Source organism: Vibrio sp. 1F263 (genome assembly GCF_041439035.1).
Classification (GTDB): Bacteria; Pseudomonadota; Gammaproteobacteria; order Enterobacterales; family Vibrionaceae; genus Vibrio; species Vibrio tasmaniensis_A.
This window is the reverse complement of sequence record NZ_JBGONI010000002.1, coordinates 262,789-286,885: the sequence shown is the minus strand read 5'-3', so window position 1 is coordinate 286,885 and position 24,097 is coordinate 262,789. Positions and strand designations below refer to the sequence as shown.

The 24,097-nt window shown below is 43.4% G+C and carries 18 protein-coding genes and 1 pseudogene; 13 read left to right on the top strand and 6 right to left on the bottom strand.

The genetic code is table 11. The features are described from left to right. Positions 1-2 precede the first annotated feature (2 nt). The 6 genes from ACED25_RS02550 to ACED25_RS02525 all read left to right on the top strand — a co-directional run bounded on the left by ACED25_RS02550 (position 3) and on the right by ACED25_RS02525 (position 3,605). Positions 3-248, top strand: a complete 246-nt coding sequence (locus tag ACED25_RS02550; protein ID WP_371694561.1) for a DUF1640 domain-containing protein — start codon at positions 3-5, stop codon at positions 246-248. 718 nt (positions 249-966) lie between these two features. Continuing rightward, entirely contained in the window at positions 967-1,350 is a 384-nt protein-coding gene (locus ACED25_RS02545) for a hypothetical protein (protein ID WP_371694560.1), read from the top strand. 43 nt (positions 1,351-1,393) lie between these two features. After that, positions 1,394-1,780, top strand: a complete 387-nt coding sequence (locus tag ACED25_RS02540) for a hypothetical protein (protein WP_017101067.1) — start codon at positions 1,394-1,396, stop codon at positions 1,778-1,780. A gap of 75 nt (positions 1,781-1,855) precedes the next feature. Continuing rightward, positions 1,856-2,191, top strand: coding sequence for a hypothetical protein (locus tag ACED25_RS02535; RefSeq protein ID WP_016766862.1), 336 nt, complete (start codon positions 1,856-1,858; stop codon positions 2,189-2,191). Between the two features lie 52 nt (positions 2,192-2,243). Further along, entirely contained in the window at positions 2,244-2,690 is a 447-nt protein-coding gene (locus tag ACED25_RS02530; protein ID WP_347230238.1) for a lytic transglycosylase domain-containing protein, read from the top strand. A gap of 555 nt (positions 2,691-3,245) precedes the next feature. Continuing rightward, positions 3,246-3,605, top strand: coding sequence for a hypothetical protein (locus ACED25_RS02525; RefSeq protein ID WP_029222784.1), 360 nt, complete (start codon positions 3,246-3,248; stop codon positions 3,603-3,605). 21 nt (positions 3,606-3,626) lie between these two features. Here ACED25_RS02525 and traI read toward each other — a convergent pair whose 3' ends face one another. Both traI and traD read right to left on the bottom strand, forming a co-directional pair. Then, positions 3,627-9,407 (bottom strand): conjugative transfer relaxase/helicase TraI, encoded by a 5,781-nt coding sequence (gene traI / locus ACED25_RS02520; RefSeq protein ID WP_371694559.1) that lies wholly within the window; start codon positions 9,405-9,407, stop codon positions 3,627-3,629. A 187-nt stretch (positions 9,408-9,594) separates the two neighbouring features. Continuing rightward, positions 9,595-11,634: a type IV conjugative transfer system coupling protein TraD gene (traD, locus tag ACED25_RS02515; protein WP_017102203.1), complete on the bottom strand. Its 2,040-nt coding sequence runs from the start codon at positions 11,632-11,634 to the stop codon at positions 9,595-9,597. Between the two features lie 410 nt (positions 11,635-12,044). Here traD and ACED25_RS02510 point away from each other — a divergent pair. Together ACED25_RS02510 and ACED25_RS02505 are read left to right on the top strand one after the other, a co-directional pair. Then, positions 12,045-12,276 (top strand): annotated as a pseudogene (locus ACED25_RS02510) (regulator). 83 nt (positions 12,277-12,359) lie between these two features. Then, positions 12,360-12,659, top strand: a complete 300-nt coding sequence (locus ACED25_RS02505; RefSeq protein WP_133152788.1) for a hypothetical protein — start codon at positions 12,360-12,362, stop codon at positions 12,657-12,659. Between the two features lie 65 nt (positions 12,660-12,724). On the opposite strand, the gene ACED25_RS02500 is transcribed toward ACED25_RS02505, so the two are convergent. Then, on the bottom strand, positions 12,725-13,435 hold the full coding sequence (locus tag ACED25_RS02500) for a phospholipase D family protein (RefSeq protein WP_017061854.1): 711 nt from the start codon (positions 13,433-13,435) through the stop codon (positions 12,725-12,727). 423 nt (positions 13,436-13,858) lie between these two features. Continuing rightward, positions 13,859-14,740, bottom strand: coding sequence for an FRG domain-containing protein (locus ACED25_RS02495; RefSeq protein WP_017061853.1), 882 nt, complete (start codon positions 14,738-14,740; stop codon positions 13,859-13,861). A gap of 425 nt (positions 14,741-15,165) precedes the next feature. Here ACED25_RS02495 and ACED25_RS02490 point away from each other — a divergent pair, with 425 nt between their 5' ends. From ACED25_RS02490 to ACED25_RS02470, 5 genes are all read left to right on the top strand, one after another. Beyond that, on the top strand, positions 15,166-15,381 hold the full coding sequence (locus tag ACED25_RS02490) for a hypothetical protein (protein ID WP_029236513.1): 216 nt from the start codon (positions 15,166-15,168) through the stop codon (positions 15,379-15,381). Positions 15,382-15,980: 599 nt separating this feature from the next. Beyond that, positions 15,981-17,684: an anion permease gene (locus ACED25_RS02485; RefSeq protein WP_017102787.1), complete on the top strand. Its 1,704-nt coding sequence runs from the start codon at positions 15,981-15,983 to the stop codon at positions 17,682-17,684. Continuing rightward, the gene (locus ACED25_RS02480) at positions 17,684-18,385 is read left to right on the top strand and encodes an OmpA family protein (protein ID WP_017102788.1); all 702 of its coding nucleotides are present in this window, start codon (positions 17,684-17,686) and stop codon (positions 18,383-18,385) included. Before ACED25_RS02485 ends, ACED25_RS02480 begins: the two co-directional genes overlap by 1 nt. Continuing rightward, positions 18,385-19,536: an HNH endonuclease gene (locus ACED25_RS02475; RefSeq protein WP_017102789.1), complete on the top strand. Its 1,152-nt coding sequence runs from the start codon at positions 18,385-18,387 to the stop codon at positions 19,534-19,536. The genes ACED25_RS02480 and ACED25_RS02475 overlap by 1 nt, the downstream gene beginning before the upstream one ends. Before the next feature lie 208 nt (positions 19,537-19,744). Continuing rightward, positions 19,745-20,701 (top strand): NYN domain-containing protein, encoded by a 957-nt coding sequence (locus tag ACED25_RS02470; protein ID WP_102420946.1) that lies wholly within the window; start codon positions 19,745-19,747, stop codon positions 20,699-20,701. A 152-nt stretch (positions 20,702-20,853) separates the two neighbouring features. On the opposite strand, the gene ACED25_RS02465 is transcribed toward ACED25_RS02470, so the two are convergent. Together ACED25_RS02465 and ACED25_RS02460 are read right to left on the bottom strand one after the other, a co-directional pair. Then, the gene (locus tag ACED25_RS02465; protein WP_017102791.1) at positions 20,854-21,300 is read right to left on the bottom strand and encodes a hypothetical protein; all 447 of its coding nucleotides are present in this window, start codon (positions 21,298-21,300) and stop codon (positions 20,854-20,856) included. A 106-nt stretch (positions 21,301-21,406) separates the two neighbouring features. Further along, positions 21,407-24,091: a conjugal transfer protein TraG N-terminal domain-containing protein gene (locus tag ACED25_RS02460; protein WP_017102792.1), complete on the bottom strand. Its 2,685-nt coding sequence runs from the start codon at positions 24,089-24,091 to the stop codon at positions 21,407-21,409. Between the last annotated feature and the right edge of the window lie 6 nt (positions 24,092-24,097).

The window sequence follows — 24,097 nt, the reverse complement described above, 5'->3', positions numbered from 1 at the left end:
AGCTGATCAACCTAACCGCTCATGCTGCCACTCAAGAGCAGTTAAATGATACGCGGAAAGAACTCGATCAGAAGATCGAAGCGGTTCGTAATGAGCTGAAATCTGATATTCAAGGGGTACGGAATGAGGTCCTGGGGGTTCGTAATGAAGTGAGTTCCCTTAAAAACCTCATTATTGCTACTGCCTTTGCGATGATTGCGACGGTAGCCGGTGCCGCGTTTTGGGTTGGCAGTCATATCACCGCTTAATGTACAAATATGTTTTCTGAAATGCCTCTTATCCTAGAGGCATTTTTTTTACCTCGTGATTGCTGTGTACGCTTGGGTTTCTGCGCTAAAAGAGGTTGAGCCAAAGGCTCGACCGCAAGCGGTCGTCAAAACGGCTCTCAGTACCACAGTACGCCCATTTGCTCTATGTTTGATTATATTGCTTTGTCATGGTGTCGTTTTGTTGATTCTTGTCTTATAGGGCTTGATAGGCGGCTTTTTTATTATGACGGTTTAAGGCTGATTTTAAGTGCTGCGTTGTGGTAACGGCTTGAGTTGGGCGTTACCCTTCGGGCAAGGCTTTTCGCTTGTATCTTTCATCTATGGCCTAAGAGTGGCATCACCCTGGTGAGTCACTGCGTGCCGCCCCAGGCTGTGCCTCTCTACAGCCCCTATCTAAAAGGATATCGCTGCAATCCTGAACGCCTGCGCTACTGCGTAGCTGCGCCTCGTCGTGCCTCCTCGTTACCTTTCACTGATTTCAATTAAGTTCGAGTAAGGGCTTGCTGTCTTATGTGCCGATTTCCCTTTCGACTCGCATCATTTGATGGGGCTCGCAGGCTGTTAACCCTCCTCAATCAGAACCTTCTCTGCAAGGGTAAATGAACGCTTCGCGCCCCTGCAGAGAAGAACCATGTTTGAGGTAGGGACAGCCAAGCGGCTCCATAAAAGTGATACTCAAACAGAAAGGAAACTCCTCATGGCACAACGACAATCAACCCCAACTCTCTCTAAATCGAATTTCAGCGACCAGCGTTTCGCCGCTGGCCACGAAAGCTCACCAAAAAATGATATCTCTTTGGGCGTGCACCCAGTAGGGCTAAGTCGTGATGTTGTCCTATCAGGATCAATATCTGTGAAAAATATTGTCGTGATTGCCGCTCATGTAAAAGCAAGAGCCAGGCATTCCAGTGTTTGGCTAGAACTGACGGTTTTGTTCCCAGAAACAGAACTCAATAAGCCGTACTGGGGGCAAGGCATCGCGAGAGGTCATGTGATTACTGAAACAAATAAGGTAGGGCTGAATAGTCGTGCTGTAGTCATAGGATGGGTGACAAACAACCATCAATACATCGAAACATAAAAGAGTGGATCATCCCCTTAATTATAAAATGGAGACTTAAAAGATGAAATATCTCTCACACTATATTCAAGACAAACAAACTCAGGCTTTTAATGAGGCAGGGGCGTTCTTTGCTTTTTCTAATCAACAGTTCGATGATGAAAAAAAAGAGGGCGTGAAATATGCGTCGCTAGGTATGGGGTTAATTTGCCCAGTTGATAATGCCAAGCAATTAATGACTCGTTTAGATTCTATCGCTCAAGAAGGGATCGCCGAAGATATCAAAGAGAACGGAAAAAAAGCGATCATTCGTCGTGAGTTATTTAATCATGAGTGTTTCTACACCAATGATATTTGTGACTGTGTGGAAAAGCTCGAAGGGTATGGCATCACTTACGATGAAATTCATGAAGTGTTTAATCATATTCGTAAAACGGAAGACGTTTATTAAGCGTGAAAATAAAGCGCCTTGATATTTGCTGTCTCAAATATCAAGGCATGTTCAATTACATCGGAGTTAGATTTAATGAACATTCTGAATGCTACACAAGATAGAGAAGAAACGAAAGCAAAATGTTACGTTTGTACGGCCGTTCCGTTTTCGTTGGGTAAAGTGGTCTATACGCAAGGTATTGAGCAGTTATTAGATAATAATGTCGGTGCTAACTTGTCGATTTATTTGCAGCGTCACCAAAGTGGAGATTGGGGAGAGACTTGCATTGAAGATAAAATCACCAATGACGAAGCAACCAAAACAGGCGAGAGAGTGATATCGAATTATACGATTTGTGACCAATCGGTTTGGATAATAACTGAACGTGACCGCAGCGTGACCACAATTTTATTACCTTGTGAATATTGATATCTCAATGGGATGGCATAAAATGAGAGTCCTATTATTAGGGCTCTTTTTTATGATGAAACCATTACTTTATCTTTCGTTGTTATCGCCGTGTTTCAGTTGGGCTTTTTGCTTTGATGAGGCAGGGCGATTTTATAATGTCGCTCCACAGCTTTTAAAATCCATCGCCACGGTAGAAAGTAGCCTAAAGCCGAACGCGTACAATGAAAATAAAAACCAATCCGGTCAAGTCATCAGCCGTGATTTTGGATTGATGCAAATTAATTCCCATTGGTTTGATCGACTATCCGAATTTAATGTGAATGAAACAAATATCTATAATCCTTGCTTTAATGTTCATCTTGGCGCATGGGTATTAAGTTCTAACTTTTCTAGTCATGGTTATAACTGGAACAGTGTCGGCGCGTATAATGCGGGTTTTTCCAAACGCACCGAGAACGCCAGAAAAATATACATCCAAAAAGTCCAATCGGTTTATTTTAATCCTAACGTTAAATAAAAGGCCTTGCACCATAACGGTGCAAGGTCTTTAGCTTTTCCTCTCGCTTTCTTCCTTCAATTTCCAGATCCCCCGCATCCCTCGTTCGTCAGATTCATTCGCCACCTGGTCGGCTTTTGTCTTTCGCTGTCAGTTTTTCCCGTCGCTTTGATTAAGGAACTCAGATCATTCGTTCTGAGTTGTTGGTTAGTTGAGTTGGTGACCACACCCTACGGCGCATTGAAATCAATGCAAATGGTTGTCTGTGATAAACATAAAGACAATAAAAACAAAAACTTAAAAAGATAATAGTCGCTTAAAGTAAAGTCAGAAAATTTTCAAAAATTACACTAATTAGCCGATTAAATTTCAATGGATAAATATATATTTTCAATGAATATTGATTGATCCCTTATAGATAAAGCGATGAGAGCATTTTCAATGCATTTACAATTTGAAATCATTGAATGTTGATTGATCCCTTTATTGACAAGTACTGAGGAGTATTTTATAAAATTAGTTGATTGAAATTTCATTGAAATAATAATGCTTTTAATTGAGCTTGAGGAGGGCAATATGACACGTTCTTATCCGCTACAAAGTTCTTTACGTGGAAAGTTAGCGCAAGATTTTAAGACGTTTAGGGATAAGGAAGCGTTAAGTGATGCAGAGGCTACACGGCAACTTTTGATGTTGGCACTGCGCATCAAACTCAATGACAGTGAGGATGATAGTCCATCGAACCGTGCGTTGATGGAAGAGATTTATCGTGTCGTTCGCGGCTCATCTGCGATCACTGATGTGGTTCATGGACAAACCTTTGATGGTGAAAAATTATTCCGAGATCAAAAAGAATCCAAACCCTTTAGGCAACAGGTTAAATCTGATATTGATAATAAAGTTGATGAGTTTCTGGCAGGCGAAAAAAAAGGGTAGTCCATTGGACATACCCTTTTTCTACCGCTCTAACTCTTTATCTGGTTTATTATATTGGTCATTGTTGTTGTCACGCTCATGATTAAAATCAAACGATTTTTGAGGGGAGGCTTCTTTACTGTCGAAGTGATCAAGCTCTTTATCTTTGATTTCTTTTTTGTGTTGATTAATATCAGTGTCCGGCTTGTCGGTTAATGAATCATGGTCTTGAGTGGGTGTGTCGAATTCCTCTTTTTGTTGATGCGCTTGTTGATGGTATTGTTCAATACCCTGTTTAATTTCCTCAAGCATGTTGTCAGGTGAAACAAAATGAATATCTCTATCTGAAAAGTTCGCCATGATTTTTTCAATGTTGTTGGGGTTCAACTCAGTATTGCCTTGACTCAGGACAATCACTATATTCTGTCTGAGTTCATCGGTGGAAATATTCTGGATGTCATTCTTATGATTGACATTGATAATGTCGTATTGACCTTGGTGAGCTTGATTGATAATAAAAGCATTTTCTATTGAGGTACTGATGATGGTAGTGTGCAAATCACTGCCTTGATGAAATTGCGTCATTTGTTTGGATTTAGTGCCTAATGTCCTTGGATTGATCTCGAGTGCCGGATCTTTATTTCCTTGCCCGTCTAAATAAGTGACTTCGATCGCTTTTGTTTCTCCTTTTTTATCGTGAATGTTGGTTATCATCGCCGGGTGAAATGTTTTGTCCTCTGAGGAATATACCGTTTGATGAAAGTGAACATGGTCATTTTTAGGGTGTTCAATCCCGAATTTATTTAGGTAGATCTCTGCCAATGTGCCCGTGAGTGGTTGACTGGTTTGTATATACTCTTTTGCCCTTTCTTCAAACTGCGCAATATGTCTTGGGGTAGTGTTGAGCAATTTTTCATGTTTGCTGTTTTCTTCCAGTTGGTATCTTTCTGGCTCATTGAGCATTTTGTGGGCTTCTTTCATTGCCTCCTTATAATCTATTTTCTTACTATTCATCATTAAATTGATTAGTGAGCCTTTTTCACCGGTTGTATAGTCTTTGAAATACCCTCGATACTCACCCGTTAACGATACTTTTATAGCCGATTTCCCAATGCCAAAGGTGAGATAATCACGGTCTGATTTAGATGGGTTTGGTTGTCCCAATAGGTTGATGGCTAAGCTTTCGGTGTATTTAGGTAATGCTTGGTTGATGTGCTCTTTAAATTGGTTGTAGTCAAAATCTCCGTTTCTATTTTGATAACGAACGTCTTCATGAGGTAGGGCTTTGTCATTAAAGTAAGGGGTACTTTGTGGTGCAATGTTATCAATGGTTTCAATGGCACTGTGTTTATTGACCTCTTTCGATAACCAGCTCTTCATCATCTGTTTTGGGTTGTCGGTAAAGAGTTTTACATGAGTACTCGCCCGGCTCAAATCGATGTAAGCGCGTCTTAAGTTCGTCAGTGCGCCTTTGCCTTTGAGGGTGGTAATGACGGACTGATACGTCGCTCCTTGCGCCATATCTGCGGTTCTGGTGTAAGCGTAATCCCAATGCCCATCTTTGAGTTGGTTTGGGTTGAGGTTTAACGTTTGCCCCTCTTTCGAAAGCGCGGTGATTTCTTCCTTGGTGGCATGGCTGATGGTGTATTCCACATTGGCTTTAATGCCTCGCGCTTTGTCGGTAAAGCGGGTCATGATTTTATCACCGGTTGAAAGCGGCTTTTCTGATTGAGCGAAGAGTGACGTGTATTTGTGGTCTTTGTTGCGTGGCAAAAACGGTTTTGTCTTACCTGTATTCACGTCTTGAAGTGTCACCACACCGTGCTCCGAATCAACGTGGGTAATGAGGTCGTACTCTCCTGGTTTGGTGCTTAAAATGAGCCCTTTCTGATAAGGCATCATAGTGGCTAACTCTTCTTTGCTATCACCTGTAGAGCGCAATCGGGTGGTGGTGATGTTCTCTTGGCCTATCTCCCGTGTTTTCATCAGTCCGACACGAATGTGCTCAGTGATGTGGTCACGCTCATTATTCGTGTAAGCAATGATAAGCGTGTTTTCTCGCGTTTCGGGCGTACGGGCAAGGTAGTCCTGCGCTACAGCGTAAGGCAGCTTTTCGGTGGCGATTAGCTGTGCTTTGCTTTGGTCTTTCGCACTCTCATCGAGGGTGGAAATGATATGTTGCGTGCTACCGAGCGTATCAGGGCCTTGCTGAGAGAGTTTACTGAGGGCGCTGTCTGGCTGTTTATCAACAATGTTGTGCACGGCGCCAAGCAGTATTTCATTCTTCTGACGAATGATGTCGGTCATAAAAGCCGTATCGAGGAGTCCTTGGCTCATGCTCAATTCAAACGGTTTACCGGCATTAAGAGAAAGCAGCTGCTCTTTATCCCCAAGCAAGGTGGCTTTGGAGCCGCTTTGTAATACAAGGTCGGTGAGCTCTTTGGCTTGTTGGTTGCTGACCATCGAGCTTTCATCGAGGAAGAATAGGGTGTTTTTGTAGTCCTCTGGTAAGGTGATGCCACGTCTTAGGTCGGTCAGTAAGCTTTCCAGCGTTTGCGCTTGTATCCCTTTGCTTTCCAGTTCGCTGACGGCGGCGTGAGTTGGCGCCAGACCGATCACTTGCGAAGGTGAGTGTGTACTGGCTTGGCTAGCGTGTTGAATCAATTCAATGTTGGATTCGAGCAGGGTGGATTTACCTGTGCCTGCCAAACCTTGCACGGCCACAAAACTGTCTTTGGTCGTTGAGATAAGGGTGATGCCGTCCTTTTGCCCTTGGGTAAGGCGAGGCTGTGCATCGAGATAATCTCTGACTTGTTTGTGGGTGGCAAACGGCTTGTGTTGATTTTTCCCTTGATCAATGTTCCGTAAAATGTGCTTTTCGGTATCGAGCGCCGCTTGGGTGGTCCAGCGTGTGCCATCGTTGTATTCGGCAGAGAGGACATCACTTCGTTTGGCGAGCTCTGTTTCAATTTGCTCTTTGATTATCGGTTGATTGGCCTCTTCAAAAGCGTAACGGATCGCTTCGACGACTAACGCTTTTTGTGTAAACGCCGCTTCTTTTTCAGAAAGATGACTCAGGGCAAAGTTCAACGCTTTCTCTTGCAGTGGTGAATTTTGCTCTTTGTTTAAGAGGTTGAGGGCTTGCTTGATGTCGCTTTTGACGGTGAGGGCGGTGGTGTCAGTCAGGTAGCGGTCGTTGACACTTTGAGTGTGCATCACTCGCTCGATAGCAGAAAGCTTCACTTCGCTTTTCTCAAGCGCGGCCTGGGCTTTATCGGGGTTGTCGGTAAACACATCGATGCGCGCGCTTTTCTCGGTCAGATCATGGAAGAGCGCTTTGGATAGCATAAAGGCTTTGCCTGAAATGAGAGTGTGCGGCCTTGGTTCGATATGACTGGTGGAATGCACATAGTCGTATTTTAGTGGTGCGTCTTTCAGCGCTGCAACGGATAAGGTTTTTGATTCGCCTTGCGTGTCGGTTAACGTTAGGGCTTCTTTAGAGATATCCGTGACCACGTAATGTTCATTGGCGTTCAACCCGGATGGAAAGTGCTTACCGGTGGTTATGAGGCGTTCACCTTGGTTGACTTGTAACGATTCAGGTTTAAAGAGCTGCATGTTGAGGGCTTTGAATCCGGCGGAAGCGGGATCGAGGGTGTATTCTTGGCCATCGGTTTTGCTGAGGACATGGACTCGATTGTTTGCCTTATCCGATGTTGAAACCACTAATTCTTGAGGTTTTCCCTCTTCCCAATGGCGAAGGGTCATGCCCGGCTTGTAGTGTTGCGCTAACTCCTGTTGGGGTTTAGACAAATAATGAGGCTGCTGAGTCAACAAGGTGATGCCACTGCGGGCAAGTTGACCCTCGTTCTGCAGAGAGGTCCGGATCGCGTCCGTCAATCTTCGTTGTTCAACGTGAGAAGTCGCCAGCACTTGTGTGTCTTCTTTGTTTGATAAGTAGGTATAAGCTCTGGCGAGGGTGCGCGTATCGCTGTTGTGCAAGGCAACCTTACTGTCTATCTGTTTGCTGTCTACCCAAGAGTGCGAGACGACGTTGCCTTTGCGGTAAAGCTCGATGGCGTTATAGGCTTTAAAACCTTGGCGACTGGACGTGTTGTTCAGCAAGATGACTTTGCTCCCCGAGCCCTTAGCTTTTGTATTTAAAGCCATCAACTCATTGGCGCTCATTTTGTGGGCGCTGTCGACGAGAAGGATGTCTTTGTTGGTCATAGGGACGTCTGAGTGCAATAAACTATGGACAGAGTGACGCTGCTCTTCTTGAAATCGGTGTTTTACCCAGGCTGCGATCGTATGACTTTCACGTTGGATGGTTTGGCTATGACGGTGTTTGTCTTTGGCGTTTTGTGACACTAAGTGGACACGTTTACCGACATGGTTGCCGACGTTCAATAGGTTTTGCGCGATTTGCTCACTGTTACCAAACACATTGACCACATGAAACTGTTTGGTGGACTGGTAAATGTCCGCCACCTTTTGGCGGTTGCCTTGAGTGAGGTTCAGTTTATCTAACGTAGCGTCATTGACGGGAGTACGCATATGGTGCGTACGCCCTTTGCTGGCCGCCATTAACACTTGTTCGGTTTTCAGCATGGTTTGAGTGGTGTATTGACCTTTCATGGAAAGGGGGATAAGCGCCCCGTCTTTCACCCATTGGTCTGCGACCACTTTAAGGTCAATTGCATTGGCTTGTACGCCGCCTTTGGTAAACTCGGCCGTGGCTAATTCTATAATCTTTTCCAGTTTTAATGCCGTGTTGTATTGCCCTAAGTGTTCAACGGCGCGACTAAACGCGTCTTTAGCGATTTGTTCAGGGTGATGCTCTTGTTGAGCTATGCCGAGGGCGTTTTTAACCAAGTCTTCGGGCTGATAGCCTTTATTGCACACCGTTTGTTGCCAGCGAGCATTGAGCGTTGCCTCACTTTCGTAGGTTTTGGCTTTGCGAGTATCGAGTGCGGCTACATCTTTTGCCGCTTGCGTCCCCCCAAAAACTAAGGCTTGTTGGTCGAGCTGTTGTTTGCGAGTAGAAAACGTATCAAGGAGGATTTGAGGGAGGCCTTTGGCTTCAAATTGGCCGTTACCCACGCCTTGCATTTGATAACCCATTTGTTCGCTCTCTTTGGCAAGCTGACTCTGGTAAAGAGCGGTGTAGTACTTTTGGAAGTTGTAAATGCGCTCGCCTGTCCCATTGATGACGCCGCCTTTTTGTTTGAGAGAAGAGGCGAGTGTACGCAGTTGCCCTTCTTTGTCGCGTGTCATGTTTGCCGTCAAAGCGTGGGAATGGAGTTGTGGGTCGTTTTCACGACTGGTTTTATGGCGCACGACCGCAAAGGCCATGGATTCGGTATTGATGAACTCACGAGCGCCTTCGTCATTGATGTGCGTGGCTTGTGCTACGTCTTTTTCTAATTGCGATAGCGCGAATTTGACCGCCGTGTTATGCGCATCGACTAAACGTGTGTCACCCCCGACGAGAGCAAGTACACTGACCGATTTTGGCGCAGAAAAGGTTAGGTCAAACCCCGATTTATGATCGTCGCGTTTGCCTTTGATGGTTTCATGGCCTAGGTGTCCAGATAAAACGGACTCTAACGTTTTTTGGTCAACCGGTTTACCGAGTAGGCCTGCTTCTTCGGCTAACTGACCATGCCAAAAGGTGTTTTCATTGGGACTGTTTTCTTTAAGGTAGTAGTTGTCGTTGCTGTCTTTTTCGAGAGAAATGTCAGGGGTCTCTTGGGTGTTTTCTTCGTTTAAGTAATACTTGGCGGCGCCAGAGGCGGATTTAAGAGGGCTAATGGACATCATAAGGTGTTTTCCTTTTGTTGGGGCGCAGCAAAGCCGCCACGTCAGCGCAATGCCGGTGATTTGGGTGTGGTACGAATGGGGTAGCGGACGGCGTTGATGTGAATGGAAGGGTGGTAAAGGCTTTTTACAGGGGAGGGCAAGATTGTGTTCGGTCTCTAAATGTTCCTTGATGTTTCATTTCGTGTGGTTAATCGTACATCTCGCCCGTTTCTGCTTGTGTCATGGACGCCTCTTCGGTCTCTTGTTGTAGTTCATTTTGTGTGTTTTCAGCGAGCTGTTGGTTTTGGGCTGCGTTATTGGTCGGGTTTTCCTTTTTCGGTGCTTTGGTAAGGGTTTGTTTTTGATGGGTTCTGGTTTGCTGCTGCTCTTCTTCGTCTTCATAGGTACTTTGTTGAATGGCAAGTAATCGGTTTCTTTGGGTTTCATCGAGCTCATGCAACGCAATTAACTCATGAAAAATCAAGGCTTGGTCGATACTCTCCATTGCTTTCCCGCCTGGTAGGCTGCGTTTGATGAAGGAGGGTTGGAGATTGCTCATGCGGTCGTACTTCAGTTGCAGCTTAGTGATGAGCATAGAGTTAGGGGTGCGTAAGTAACACTCTAAATCATCCAAACCTTGGATTTCGGCAGGAGAAACCACAGGACGCGTTTTGTTTTGATGGCCGAGTGAGACACCGTCACGCAATGCGTTCGCCCCGTAAGAGATATTTTCTCGTGAGATATCGATTTCTTGCTCACCAAGATCATCCGAGGAAATGGTGGCCATCGCTTTTGAAGGGGCGCGGAAGAAAAAACGCGTGTTGAGCAAATCAAAAATGACTCTCGCCGCGTTGCGCCCGTAAGTGGTTTCTAATTGAGCGTAAGATTGCAAACCCAGTAAATAACACCCTCCAAATTTACGCACTTCAGAAATAATGTGCGTGAGTTCAGGCAGTTTATGTAATGTAGGCATTTCATCGATGACCACCCAAATTCGGCGGTCGTCATCGGGCTCCATCCCTAGAATGGCGTTGGAGGCAATCGCGAGCCACATAGAGATCAGTGGTCTGAGTGCGGTGTGTTGTCTTGCATTGCTCGATAGGAATAAAAACCCTTGCTGGGATTCATCTTGCACCCAATCTGTGATCGAAAATGGCGCATGTTTACGGTGACCTTGGGCGTCTTTTTCATCCAAACCATGTAAGTAACGCAAAGACTTAATGTAAGTCGCCAGGACCGATTTGATGGATATCGCCGTCTTCTCGATACTTTTCGAGACTAGGGAGCTGGCTTCGGTGCCTTTTAAGTGTTCACCTAACGTTGAAAGCTCAGATGTTAAGATAATGTGCAGCAAATTTTCAATGGTACATTCGTGTTTGTCATCGAGCATCATTTGATAGGTGGTTGCTGCGAAAATGGTTCGTGCGGAATCCACCCAAAACGGATCGCCTTCGCCGTGTTGTGGAATAAGCGCGGCCGCGAGCGATTCAAAGTCAGGGGCTTCTTTGGCATCACTCCAAATATCCCAGGCAGCGCAACGCTCATCGAAGGGATTTAAAATCACGTCTTTATGCGGGTCATAGAATTTACTGACAAAATCGCAGCCTTTATCGTAGATGATGGCTTTATCGCCTCGCGCCCGTATCCAGCGCAATAGCTTGCGAATCGCAACGGATTTACCTGCGCCTGTGGTACCGTCAATCATTAAGTGCTTGACCTCAAACCTATCAACAAAAAGCTTGTGACCATCGAGCGCAAAAGGAGAGAGTTTTTTCTTCTTTTTTAGTTCTGCGGTGACGGCTTTAGGCTCAGCCAATTGAAAGCCGCGAATGTGGTTATCTTCGCTTTGCTCTTGCCCTTTTCTCTTAAACCAGTGGTTGATAATCACAAACAGCACGGTGGAAGTGACCACAGAGACTACTAGGCCAACGAACAGGGCTTGCAGTAATTCTTGGTAGCACTGTGACAATATGGGGTTTTGCAGTTGTTGGCCAAGGGTGCTGCTGTAGCGTTGCTCTTCCCATTCGATCACCACGTTGCGCTTTAGGCTAAAACCTAATTTGTTGAACAGCCAAAAGATACTGTAGTAGTAGGCACCCGTTAATGTGTTGGCCGAGGTGAGGAGGTAAGTGGTGAGAAGGCCGAGCAAGGCCGCGAAGATATTGAGGTACTTGATTGTGGTCACGTTCACTTGCCACCACATTCGAATGTTGTGAAAAGTGATTTGACCACCACGAGTCGTAGACATAGAAAAACTCCTTGTGAAGGAAAACAAAAAAGCGCCCACACTGAGTGAGGCGCTTTTGTTCGGTTTGATGAAATCTGAAATAGGGCTACAAGCTGCAAAAGAGGTGTATTACGACTGCCAAGGCTAAGATACGACAGAATAGCTTGGTGATCACAATTAAGATTGAGCCGTTTCAAAAACGTTTTTGGACATAAATGTGTTTCAGGAATTCTAACATTAGCGATTAATGAATAACTTTTTATAAGGCAAATTTGCCAATTAGTACTTCTTCGTACAGTGCGCACTTTGTCTGATTATGTTTAATGATGCATATCTTATAAAATCAGTTCAACCTCTTGTATTTAGAGCTTTTATCATTTAAGTATCGCGAAATGAGTAAGAATTACATTTTTCGAGAGTTAGAGTGCCAAATGACTAGGTAGCTGAACTGTGTTTCAAAACTGTGAGGACTGGGTACAGTTCAAAATGTTATACGATAGAATGGAGCTACCAACTGGCCAAGTGGTTAGGCCACAACAAATATTAGCAGGAATTGCTCTTTTGGGGATTCAATCGGATCTAGAGATTAAAACCTCAACGCACCTACTAAAACTTGCTAGAAGCATTATCAAAGATCAGGCCATAGAATACGTATATTGTTGAACATTAGGTGAATGATCTAAGTCGCAGTTTATGCCATATGAAAGTGATAGATTAACTCTCCTTATAAAAAGATGAGTACTATTATGAAAAAGTTGTTATTACTCGTTGGTTTAACTATTTCTACAGTTTCAATGCCGACATTGAGTCATCCCGGACGTACAGCTTCTGACGGTTGTCATTATTGTCGAACAAACTGTTCAGCTTGGGGTGTTCCTACGGGGTCAAGACATTGTCACGTTCATGCTGAACCTACTAATAAAGATCTGGAAAGTTCTGAGATAGTAAAAAAGCATAGCGACGACGATGGGCAGTTTGTAACTATAAAGCATGATGATGTATGGACAACATTCATATCAACAGCAGTAAAAGCTGACGATATGTAGCAAAGCACTTGCACGTACTGTTGATTTTAATAAGCCGGACTCATTGAGTTCGGCTTTTTCATGGCTTAAACTACATCGATAGCTTCAGGCCAAATAAAGTAAGGACCAAATCGTTTGCTGTATTTGAATTCAGCACCTTGTTCTTTGCCTGATTCAGTTAAAGTGTGTTTCCCATCTTCTAACGAGAGATACCCTTTCGACACACAGGCTTGAAGAAAATCGTCAGTTTTTAGCTTATGTTTCTTTGCGAGTTTAGAAGACGTAACTTTCGTTTCTTCAAAAACTGCATTTGATTCATCACTAATTGCAGGTTCAGCTGCGTCAGATGAAACCTTTTCTAGTGAAATCCTAACTTCATCACTAATACGAATAATACGTTGAGCTTCTTCATAAGAGTCTTTGTAAATCTCTGAGTCTTCATCTCTGTCGATGAAGATACCCATTTCATTATTATTTACTTGACTGAACTCATATAGGTTTAAGCTAGTGATGATACAAGAGCTTTCGTTAATGTAGCACTTAGCGTGAAGGTTTTTACAGAAACTAGTACGGATGTAAGATAAACCTTTAAGCCAGTTAATCTCATCTGGTTGTAGTTCGCTTTTTCCATAAACAATTCTGATGTCGATTTTTAATCGATCTTTATCTTCTAGTAGCTCTCTGATTCGGTCATTAAGTTTCAAAAAAGGGCTGATGAGTATCAACCTTTCAGATGCATTCTTAATAAGTTCTTCTAAATAGTAGTTTGTAGCACTTGTGTTTAAAAACTTAGCCATTTCATATCCTTGACATATAAAATCTAACGCATACAAATTACGACGAGAACACAGTTAAAGCAAGTTGGTCATTTGATACATCAAACATGACGCACAATATCTGATTATGTTTGGTATGAAAGGCACAACCTATTGTTTATTCTGATTTTATCAATGCTATTAGACGTCGATGCACTGGTTTGGTCTTGTTAAGGCGATAGGCAAAATCAAAAACTAGGATGAGAAAAGTATGGTTTATCAATGCGAATTCAAAGTATAAATTACATTAACTAACACGACGTGACTCTTGTTGATAAGGTGACCATGACTGGTGCAAAGAGGTGTCTTGTTTGTGGATTAGCCAGTCCTCCTTTTTGGTCATATCAAGGAGAAAGAAGCCGGACTCATTGAGTTCGGTTTTTTAACAACAAAAAAGACTACAAACTAACTATTTCCCCATAGCATCCTTTTGTTCTTGAATGACGTTGCGGCATTTTCTAAGGAAGGCATGAGAGTTAATTTAGATATATCTAACCTATATAGAAGCTTCAATAATTCTTTAGCTTCTGACGACGGTAATGATAGACGAACGGTTGGAGGACGTGCGTAATTTAATGACTTCGAGCGTTCACTGATCACAGTTTCTTCCAAAGTCGGCCACCGTTTTTTTGCTTTATAAAAATGATTAGACGTGTTCACTAGGGTGAATAAACCTCGTTGCGCGCGTAAAAAATTGTTATTAACTTTGGGCGTCGAGATTAAGTTTATACTTTCAATATTTTTGATTATGTTGGTATTAATACAAAGAATGGAAAAATGAGTATCCGGTGCATTGTTTAACGCTGAATTAGCGGCGAAATAGGCAGCTACAAAAGGAGACTCAGTCCAATCTAATAAACGAGTCGGTACACCATGGTGTTGTGCCAAAGCAATACTAGGGAGAAGTTGGTGATCGAATGTATCATCGTCTTCAGTTACTACTCCTTTGAAAAGGTTGTAATCAATAGGAGTCTGTAAACCGATATGATCAGCAGCTTCTAGAAATAGATATACAGAGCGAATTTCTGCATGATTATGAAGTTTCAAGTATTGGCCAACATCACTTCGATTTACTGGAGATTGAGGCGTGAAATCCTTCAAGCTACTTTCGTCACGGTGAGCAGTTGGCAATAGAGACCAGGACTTGTTACCTTGTCCACGAAAAATATAGTTACAAACATATTTTTCACTCACATCAAATAAGCTTTTTGGGTTGAAAATGTTATCACCTAAGAGTTCATCAATAAGCTCTTTTGCTGATTCGTAAGTAATATCTATGTCGTACATGAGTAAAACTCTTTAAGTATAAGCCATTAAAATAGTTTCTAGCGAGAGTCTTCAGTTTTAGAAGTTCCGAACTTAAACTAACATGGTAAGTCTACTAGAGTTTTCTATTGACTAACAATCACTTATCTCTAGGCGTGTAAAAACTAGCGCGCAAGCTTGCAACTAGAGCAGGGCTATGTGAGTGCTGATAGATAGGTCGAATTTACCTCCGTGATACATCACGGGGAGTCACCGTGAAGAATATTATAAGGATGGATAACTTTCTAGAAGGGCAAACGTACATAAATAGGATGTGAATGAGTTCAAATTCTACCCAACAATGGTTGGGTGGACGACATATCTTTCTTTCGTTCCCCTTGAAAACCTTTCTTGGTGCCTATATATGCATATATGCAATGTTGCATAATTTAAAGGAGGTTTTTCCGATGAACGATTGGGATTACGTGAATTTTAGCGAAGTTCATGAAATGAATTATCATTTAGGGCTAGTTGGTAAATCGAAATCTGAAGACAACAGAAAGTACCTAAGAGATAACACTCAATGGACAGCAAAGAACAAGTTGGACAAAACACGCATTACACACACTGAGTTTAAACCCTTTGTTGTAGCCGATAAGCCGTATTTGCAAGATCCAGCTTAACGCGGGAATTGTAGATAAAGACGTCTCCCATGAGGAGGCGTTCTTCGTGACAACACAGCACTACTTGTTAAGCGTTTTGGTTCTATTCAGTTATATCCCCCCATAAATACCACTTTGAGTCTTATAATCTGAGTTAGCCCAGCTTTAACGCCTCTGGACACTTTCGAACTAGAAATTGTCACGGTAAACATTCTACCTATCAAGATTCTTGATGTTTATTAGCTATTGTCTTTGCTATTTGGCGAAATATCAATAACTAAAGGGATTGCAAAGTAAGTTGTGGGAAGCTAACGCGATAAGTAAAATTAGCGCTAACTAAAATGTCTTATTTTTGGCTAATATTACATGAGGTTACGTTAAATCTGGCTCTATTTATCTCTAACTTGAACCATTGTTGATTTATACAGATCAGTAAATGTTGGTTCCTCATCTCGATTATGAATGAACACAAAAACGGATCAGATAAACAATGTAGATAAGGGCAACTCGACAGCACCTTATGACTGTGAACCATGTTATAAAAATAATCCTTAATCTCCTCTTTCACTTTCAAAGTTGGAGATAAAGCCGAACCACTATTAAATCAACGAGAATATATAATGTTAGAACAATTAGAGATGATTCTTTTAAGCCTAAGTGCTGGGGTTGTAAGCACCCTAGTAGCAGTGCTAATCATCGGTGTATTCTTTGTAGCAATCTGGCTAGGAAAGAAAGGCAGAAACAGAGATTTCGTTAACTACGCACCAACTCTTTTAACCACATTGGGTATATTCGGTACGTTCTTCGGGATTGTGCTTGGCTTGTTAGAGTTCGATCAAAGCAATATCGAAACAAGCATACCTCCACTTCTAGCTGGTCTTAAGACAGCGTTCATAACGAGTCTGATGGGGATCTTCGCATCTCTATTACTTAAGACGCTCAGCACTATTCCTCTCTTCAAACCCAAAAAAGCGAAAGAGCAAAAACTTGGCGCGACACCGGAAGATATTCTTTCTGCAATACAGTCTCAATCCACAGAAACAAAGGCTTTGAAAGATGCTCTAGTCGGTAACGAAGAGTCTACGTTGCTTGGTCAATTCAAGATGATTCGCAGCGACATAAACGACAATGCTAAGCTATCCCGAAAGACGCTTGATGAAAGGGCCGAAACTGAAGAAGAGAGATTTAAAGAGTTTTCCACGAATTTGTGGCTCAAGATGCAGGAGTTTGCCGATGTCTTGTCGAAATCTGCGACAGAGCAGGTTATAGAGGCGCTTAAGCAGGTTATTACTGACTTCAATAGCAATCTGACAGAGCAGTTTGGCGACAACTTCAAACAGCTAAACGAGGCAGTGTTGCTTCTCGTTAGGTGGCAAGAAGATTACAAAAACCAACTCGAGAAAATGCAGAGCCAGTATGAGCTGGGCGTAAAATCAATTGCCTCTACCGAGTCTTCGGTCGCGACAATCAGCGAGCACAGTAAAGTGATACCTGAAGCTATGATTCAACTTAAAGAAATCATGGAGGTCTGCAATCACCAAATATCTGAGCTTGAGAGTCATCTTGGTGCATTCAGGGATATGAGAGACAAAGCGGTTGAAGCCGTGCCGGAGATTCAAAACCAGATAGAGAATGTGGTGAGTAGTATATCTAAATCAGTCGAGACTGCTAATACCCACTATGCCGATATGCTCACTGAAGCCGAGAAAGGCATAAACAATGTCAGCGAAAAGCTAATAGAGAGCTCTGAAACTATCGGCAAGTCTATAGATTTGGCTGCAACTGAATTTACAGATAATGCAGCTAGAACGAACGAAAGCCTCAAAACAAGCTCCGACTACCTTCAAGACCAAACTGGAATTATCAAGCAGCACCTAGAAGACGCTGTTTCTGATCTGAATAACACTATGCGCGGCATGATTGAAATGCTAGTTACTGATGCCAAGCAGATGTCAGAAACGATGACCACCGCTAACCAGAACCTAGTTACCGATACCAACAAAGTGTCTGAGGCGATTGTTAATTCGGCAGATAAGTTACAACAAAGGTTGTCTGACGTTATCGACGAGGCATCAACTCAGCAAATTAATCAAGCTAGACGCACGTTCGAGGCGATGGAAGAGAGTATTCGAAACCAAGTCGGGTTAACTGGCGAGGCGGTAGATTCTCAGCTCAAGTTGATTGATGAGTCTATGCAGCAAGAGATTAACCGTGTCATTACTGAGATGGGACGAGCTCTTACTCAGGTGACAGGCAAGTTTGTAGAGGATTATGTGAAGCTGACTCAGGCAATGAATGAGATCGTTAACGAGCGAGTTGCCTAATGGACAAGATATTCGGTAAAAGCAATGCCGCCGAAGAGGAGAATGGAGAGCATTGGCTTTCCATCTCAGACCTAATGGCCGGCTTAATGATGGTGTTTTTATTTATCGCCATCGTATTCATGCTCAAGACTCAGAAAGAAAGCCAGAAGATAAAAGATGTAGCAGTTGCCTATCAAGAGAACCAAGTTGCCATTTACGATGCTTTAGTGAATGAATTCAAAGGCGATTTGGATTTATGGGGAGCAGAGATTGATAAGGAAACTCTGTCATTCAACTTCAAGTCACCTGACGTACTGTTCGCAAACAACCAGACAAAGATTAAGCCTGCTTACAAGAGGATCTTAAATCAGTTCTTCCCACGCTATATCGAGGTTCTTAAGCCGTTTCGCGACTCGATTGATGAAGTGAGAATTGAGGGGCACACATCTAGCGCAGGTCTTAGAGGCTCAACCAAAGAGCAGGCTTATTTTTACAATATGAGGTTGTCACAAGGTAGAACGCGCTCCGTTTTGCAATACGGCTACAGCTTAATGCCGGAAGAGTCAGATTGGATAACTTCCAGAGTAGCTGCGGTTGGGTTCTCTTCCTCGAGGTTGGTCAAAGTAGACGGGTTAGAAGACCCAGAGAAATCACGTCGAGTCTCGTTTAGAGCCGTTACAAACGCTGACATACAGATAAAACAAATTCTTGGTGAGAACTGATGAAGTTAAATATCGACTTTGGCGCCCTGTATAAAGCTATTGCCCCGTTGGGGGCAGTGAGATCTGATTTTACCTTAACAAGGCGCTCAGACAATCTAGAGAGCGTTACTCGTGGTCTAGTTCAAGGCAAGGTACTAGGTAAAGACATTCAGTTAGATGAGATTGACGGCTCAAATGGTGTACTAAGTTACGACGGTCATCAGGTAATGCTCTACATACCCGACCAGGGGCCAAGCATAAGCGAAGTTATTAGTAACGGTAAGTGTAAGTCTGCAAGGCGTGTTCATGTCGCAGAGTGTAAAACAATAATTGATATGCGCGAAAAAGGGCGTTTTCACAATAGATATGTGGTGACAAGTCGAAGCGATGGCAAGTTTCCGGTCTTTGGTCGTTCTTTTCACTCAGGTCAGGACTCAAAGGGTGAATCTGATTTATCACCATGCATTATGTGTATGAAGGAACTGAATGTAGAGGGCTATACCGAGAAGACATACGAGGAGCAGAAATCGTTCATTATCAATTTCTCGTTCGTGAGGTTGTTTGAGTCATACAGTTCCCACTTCGAGACAATACCAACCTCTACTGCCGATTACTACAGTGGTGGGTACTCTCCTGATTGGGCATCGATATCATCGAGCTTCAGAAGCGAACTGAATTACACCTGTCAACATTGCAGTGTTTGCCTAAAAGATCACAAAAAGCTACTTCACACTCACCATGTTAACGGGAACAAGGCAGACAACAAGAGGGCGAACCTTAGAGCCTTGTGTGCTGACTGTCACAGGAAACAGCCTCATCATGGTCACTTGTGCGTGAGCAACGAGACAACTTTGACCATCAACAAGCTAAGGGAAGAGCAGGGCGTTGTAACTCCGTTTGACAGCTACCAAGATCTAATGCTTTATGCCGATCCTGCTCTTGTTGGCTTAATATCAAAGTGTCAAAAGAATCGACTTCCCTGTGGCAAGGTTGGCGTAAGTAAGAACATAAAGGGAAATGAAGTCTCTATTGACTTGTGTTGGGATAATCAGAAAGTGGCGGTGGTGATTAATCACAAGAGCTCTAGAGAGCTTAAAGGCGCAGGATGGTCGGTATATACAGTTCAAGACGCATTAGATAGATTTGATTTGTTTCAAGGCGAGGTTAGATAGCCAATTCCTTTTTCATATTTTCACTCGAGCCAGACCATTGGTTTTGCCCTTTGATTTAAACTATCAATATGAGTTGATTTTTCTGTTCGTTAGAACTAACATAGCTTTACTACCTACCCATTATCTCGTGTGGCTTGACCCCAGATACTGGGAGAAATTGCCACTCTTTAGAGTGGTTTTTTCATTTCTGCAGCTAAGAAAAATAATAATGAAAACCAGAGTTTATATTGATGGTTATAGTTTTTACTACAATTGCCTGAAAGGGACACACTTTAAATGGCTTAATATTCATGAGTTACTTGAAAAGTATGTTCTACCTCGTTCTCATGGCAACAATTTTACCTTACATGAGATTGACCCCATAAAGTTTTTCACCGCAGAAATCCTTCCTAATGTAGCTTCTGATCCAAATTCGATCAACGATCAACGTTCTTATCATAAAGCTTTGAAAATTGTTTGTGGTTCTAATATCAAGAAGATTCCAGGAAAGTATCAGTGTGGTCCTGTTACATACCCAGCTTTTGAATTGGATAAAAATGGTAAAGAGATATTACCTAAAGATTCTAGTCGAGTTAAAGTTTGGAAGCTTGAAGAGAAGAAAAGTGATGTCAATGTTGCTGTTGAAGCTGTTTTTGATGCTCTGACCGATCCTGAGCTTGAGCAAATTGTGTTTGTAACTAACGATACCGATATTTTGCCAGCTTTAGAAAAAATAAAAGCTTTCAATGATATCTCTGAGCGTAAAGTTAAGATTGGTTACATTGCGCCGATTATTGAAAATCACCCCAATCGTACTCCGAATGGTGAATTGGTAAATATTGCAGATTGGACAGTACGATTCATTCAAGAATCTGAGTTGATTTCATCTCAACTCCCTCCTTACGTGGCAAATAAGCGAGGACCTGCAATTAAACCGATATCATGGTTTAAGTATCCTGTTAAAGTAGATGAAATATTAACTCTGTTATCAGAAAAGAAAGTGCTAGGTTCAGTACCTAAAGCTTGGAAACAGTATCTTATTACGGAACCACACTATAAGGCTCAGGGATTACCAGACTACAATTGTTCTTTTGCTGACTTGTTAAATGACGAACAAGGGATCGAAGATGTTCTGATTCACGCTAGAGCCTTTGCTGAGTTCAAACGAAATCAATCTAATGAATAGATGTTAAGAAAGTAGGTTTTATTTGACCAGAATTGACTTGTTATATAAATCTATTTTTGGCTTGAAAGTTTCTTTGTTCTAGTTCTTTAAATTGCTCAAGAGCATATCTGTCGTCAACTCAAACATAACCTTTGGTAGGGTAAACCAACAGCTTAAAATTGCTTTTGTACCGGGCAAGGGTATTGCTCTTTGAGCCCCATTGTTAAGTAATAACCGATAGACCCGTTAATGCCTGGTTTACCGTATTTTTTAATATTACGTTCAATTTGGTTATTAATCAGCTCCATTAACTCTTCGGTTTTCCAATTCCGTAATGTTTCGCGGTTTACCTGGCTTTTCATTGGCAAGCAATAATCGATACGTTGATTGTGAGCGTCTAAGCGCGTGGTATAAAGATTTATGGTATCCGCGGCGACACGAACGCCGATCAATAAATCTCGATACTCAGGGCTATCGGGATCTTGATAGTGCTCAACGTAGTAACCCATACTAGCAGGGTTCTTGCTGCTGATGGGGCGATCAATTTCTGGAATTTGATTATTGGCTAAACTCGAAAAAGAGCACCATGTGATTAAGCCTAATATGGTCCATTTATTCATTACTAATCCTCCATTTTATACTGTGTATAATACTAGGTTGTTTTGATATCTCACTTGGATTGCTCAATAATTAACCATTATTTATAGATTAAGAATGGGTTTGATCCTACTCCTTCTTTGTTGGCTGCAAGGTTGATGGTGGCTCAACACGCTTGCTGGTGCCCTCAAATTGTTCACGTGTTTCATCCACGATTTGTGAGTGGTTGTCGGGGTTGTAATAACGCTCTGTGCCGCCGCGTTTCTGATGCTGCTCCAGCACCGTTTGACCGGTATTACCTAGAGCCTGGCCTTTAAATTGTTCCCCCACCATCGTTTGCCACTCGGCTTGGGTCGGCTCAGGGTTAAAGGCTTGTTCGTGCTCTTCTTGAGTGGGTACGCTGGCGAGCACAAAATCTTTAAACGTGTCGGTTGTTTTAAATTTTTCCCATAAGTCAGCGCGATCTTGACGAGCATCGTCGCCCTGTCCCGTTAGTATGAGTCCTGATTCGTCTTTCGTACGCCCGTTTTCAACAAACGCTTGGAATGGTTTTTCCAGTTTCTCAGTCAGGCTGGCCAGATGACGTTGCTCTTGGCTGTTGACTTGGCTGAGCGTATCGACCTCTTGTTGAGATTGTGTCGTGGACGTTATCAAGCCTTGTGTCTCACTAAAGTTCGCCGTAAAGCCAGTGGCGTAAGTGCCCATCTCCGTATTACGTTCATCGGCCGTGAGGCGGTTGCTCGCCTCGATGGTTTGGTTGGCGCCAGAGCGGTAGGACTCGATAGCGGCTTGCATTTGGCTTTGTTGTTCGTTGCTCATGCTGCTGAGCGTTTCGCGGTCTTCCTGTGTCCATTTTTGTCCCGTGGACGCGTTCACACTCCCATTAAACCCTACGGCGTCACCGAGAGCGCCGCTTGACAGTCCAGCGTTCACGTCATAACCGCCGTACGCAGAGTGTAAGAAGGCATTCGCTTTCTCATGGCTCCATCCGGTTGCCGCACTGACTTGCTCAGTGGCGGAGCTGACCTGCTCTAAGCCTTTTGATGCTGCAGCAGTTGCACCGTGTCCATGAGTTAAACCGTAACCTTGGGTTGAAGAATAACTCTCTTTCCAATCGGCCATCAATTGAGAGCCACTTTGTGTGCTTTGTGACAAGGCCGTTTGTTGTGTCGAGAGGTTGGATTGAGCGCTAGTGTGCAAGTCTTGCACCGCTTCACTGTATTGACTAGAGCTGGCGACATTCCACTGGAAATTCGACGCGGTAGGGCTAGTGTCATACACCGTTCTATCACCGTATTGCGTTGAAAGCATACCGTCTTCGCTTTGAGTGGTACTGCCGTGTTGTTTCAGCAATGTCGACGTATCAAACTTATTGCCATTGACGTTATTAAACGTGTGGGTCTGCATTTGCGTATTACCGTGGCTGATGTCACCGCTTGAGGCCGCTGCCGACGTACGGGCATTGGTTTGGTTTATCATCCCCGCCAGTTGGTAGTTTAAGCTGCTCATCATGGCCGCTGCGCCCTTGGTTAACGCCAAAGCAATCGCGGGGGTGGACATCATCAAGTATCCGGTAATGGAGGCGTAACGCGTGTTGACGTAATCAATGCCGCTCATGTTCGAGAGGGTAATGCCGCGTAACCCTTGTGTCGCGCCCTGGGTCGCCCCTTCTAAGAACCACATCATGATAGCGTTGAGGATGGTGAATATCATAGGCCAAGTGGCCAGATAGAAAAAACTGCCAACGTAGTTTTTAAGGACAGGCAGCGCCATATGTGGCAGCAAGGCAATGATGGCAATGATCGCCCCAAAGCAGACAAACAAAATCACTCCTATCGAGTGCATCATTGGAATGAACTCTTTGGCTTGCAGCCCAATGTTGGCCCACATGGTGGTGGTTTGCATTTGGTTGGCGGTGTAAGCGTAGTTGGCCGCGATACCTCGGTGCGTGTTTTCGATGTTCCATCGCGTCATGTTGATGACCATGTTCTGTTTTAAAATATCGACCGCGTTGTTACTGACCCCAATTAAATCTTGGTGACTATTCTCGATGGCGTTTCTTAAGAACGTTGATTGGATGTTGCTCTCTCGTCCCAAGATATACGCGCCCAGTTTATTCATGGTTTGATTGGCCTCTTCATCAAATTGTTGAGTGAGTTCAGGAAACGCGTCGCGGCAGGTTCTGTATTGACCCTGGGGGTTATAGAGCCCACGAATGGGGGACATCGATTTTGTGGCGAGAAAACCCAGCAAATCCGGTGCTTGCAGGATGTTTTGCATGGTGTATTTTTTGTTAATTCGAATGTCTCCGACGATGCAGTTGTGATAAAAGTCTTTCCAATAGCGTTGCAGATCAATGGTTTCGGCGTTGGCGCTACGAAGCAACGTGTATAAATTCGAACCAAACACCATGCCTGAGGAGCTGTAGCTTTCATCCTCTGTACTGCTAAAGACGATTTCAATGCCTTCGGTTAAGCCGTGCATGAACGTGGTGGCCGCCCAACCGGGTATTGCGACGATGTAAGGCACGTTATTCACGTAATAAATGCGCATAGGATTTTGCGCGTCATTGATATGGACGGTGGCTTTCATGCTGATAAGAAAAGTGGGGATAGCCAAGTAAATGAACATAAAACGCATCACATGTTTCGCGTCTCGAGACACAAAAAATAGGGTGGCACTGATGATAAAGGCCAGTTGTAAGGCGATTTCGATTAACGAGCCAAAGGTGTTGGTGGTAAAAAAAGTGGCGACGGCGTTCAAGGCTCGTTGTAATTGAGGGCCTGCGCCATAGAGATAAAAGTCTAAGGTCATTGGGGA

Coding starts and splice junctions, on each gene's coding strand:
- ACED25_RS02465 (WP_017102791.1), bottom strand. CDS start 21,300: ATGAATAAATGGACCATATTAGGCTTAATCACATGGTGCTCTTTTTCG.
- ACED25_RS02525 (WP_029222784.1), top strand. CDS start 3,246: ATGACACGTTCTTATCCGCTACAAAGTTCTTTACGTGGAAAGTTAGCG.
- ACED25_RS02540 (WP_017101067.1), top strand. CDS start 1,394: ATGAAATATCTCTCACACTATATTCAAGACAAACAAACTCAGGCTTTT.
- ACED25_RS02490 (WP_029236513.1), top strand. CDS start 15,166: ATGAACGATTGGGATTACGTGAATTTTAGCGAAGTTCATGAAATGAAT.
- ACED25_RS02480 (WP_017102788.1), top strand. CDS start 17,684: ATGGACAAGATATTCGGTAAAAGCAATGCCGCCGAAGAGGAGAATGGA.
- ACED25_RS02460 (WP_017102792.1), bottom strand. CDS start 24,091: ATGACCTTAGACTTTTATCTCTATGGCGCAGGCCCTCAATTACAACGA.
- ACED25_RS02505 (WP_133152788.1), top strand. CDS start 12,360: ATGAAAAAGTTGTTATTACTCGTTGGTTTAACTATTTCTACAGTTTCA.
- ACED25_RS02495 (WP_017061853.1), bottom strand. CDS start 14,740: ATGTACGACATAGATATTACTTACGAATCAGCAAAAGAGCTTATTGAT.
- traI (WP_371694559.1), bottom strand. CDS start 9,407: ATGATGTCCATTAGCCCTCTTAAATCCGCCTCTGGCGCCGCCAAGTAT.
- traD (WP_017102203.1), bottom strand. CDS start 11,634: ATGTCTACGACTCGTGGTGGTCAAATCACTTTTCACAACATTCGAATG.
- ACED25_RS02535 (WP_016766862.1), top strand. CDS start 1,856: ATGAACATTCTGAATGCTACACAAGATAGAGAAGAAACGAAAGCAAAA.
- ACED25_RS02545 (WP_371694560.1), top strand. CDS start 967: ATGGCACAACGACAATCAACCCCAACTCTCTCTAAATCGAATTTCAGC.
- ACED25_RS02470 (WP_102420946.1), top strand. CDS start 19,745: ATGAAAACCAGAGTTTATATTGATGGTTATAGTTTTTACTACAATTGC.
- ACED25_RS02475 (WP_017102789.1), top strand. CDS start 18,385: ATGAAGTTAAATATCGACTTTGGCGCCCTGTATAAAGCTATTGCCCCG.
- ACED25_RS02530 (WP_347230238.1), top strand. CDS start 2,244: ATGATGAAACCATTACTTTATCTTTCGTTGTTATCGCCGTGTTTCAGT.
- ACED25_RS02485 (WP_017102787.1), top strand. CDS start 15,981: ATGTTAGAACAATTAGAGATGATTCTTTTAAGCCTAAGTGCTGGGGTT.
- ACED25_RS02500 (WP_017061854.1), bottom strand. CDS start 13,435: ATGGCTAAGTTTTTAAACACAAGTGCTACAAACTACTATTTAGAAGAA.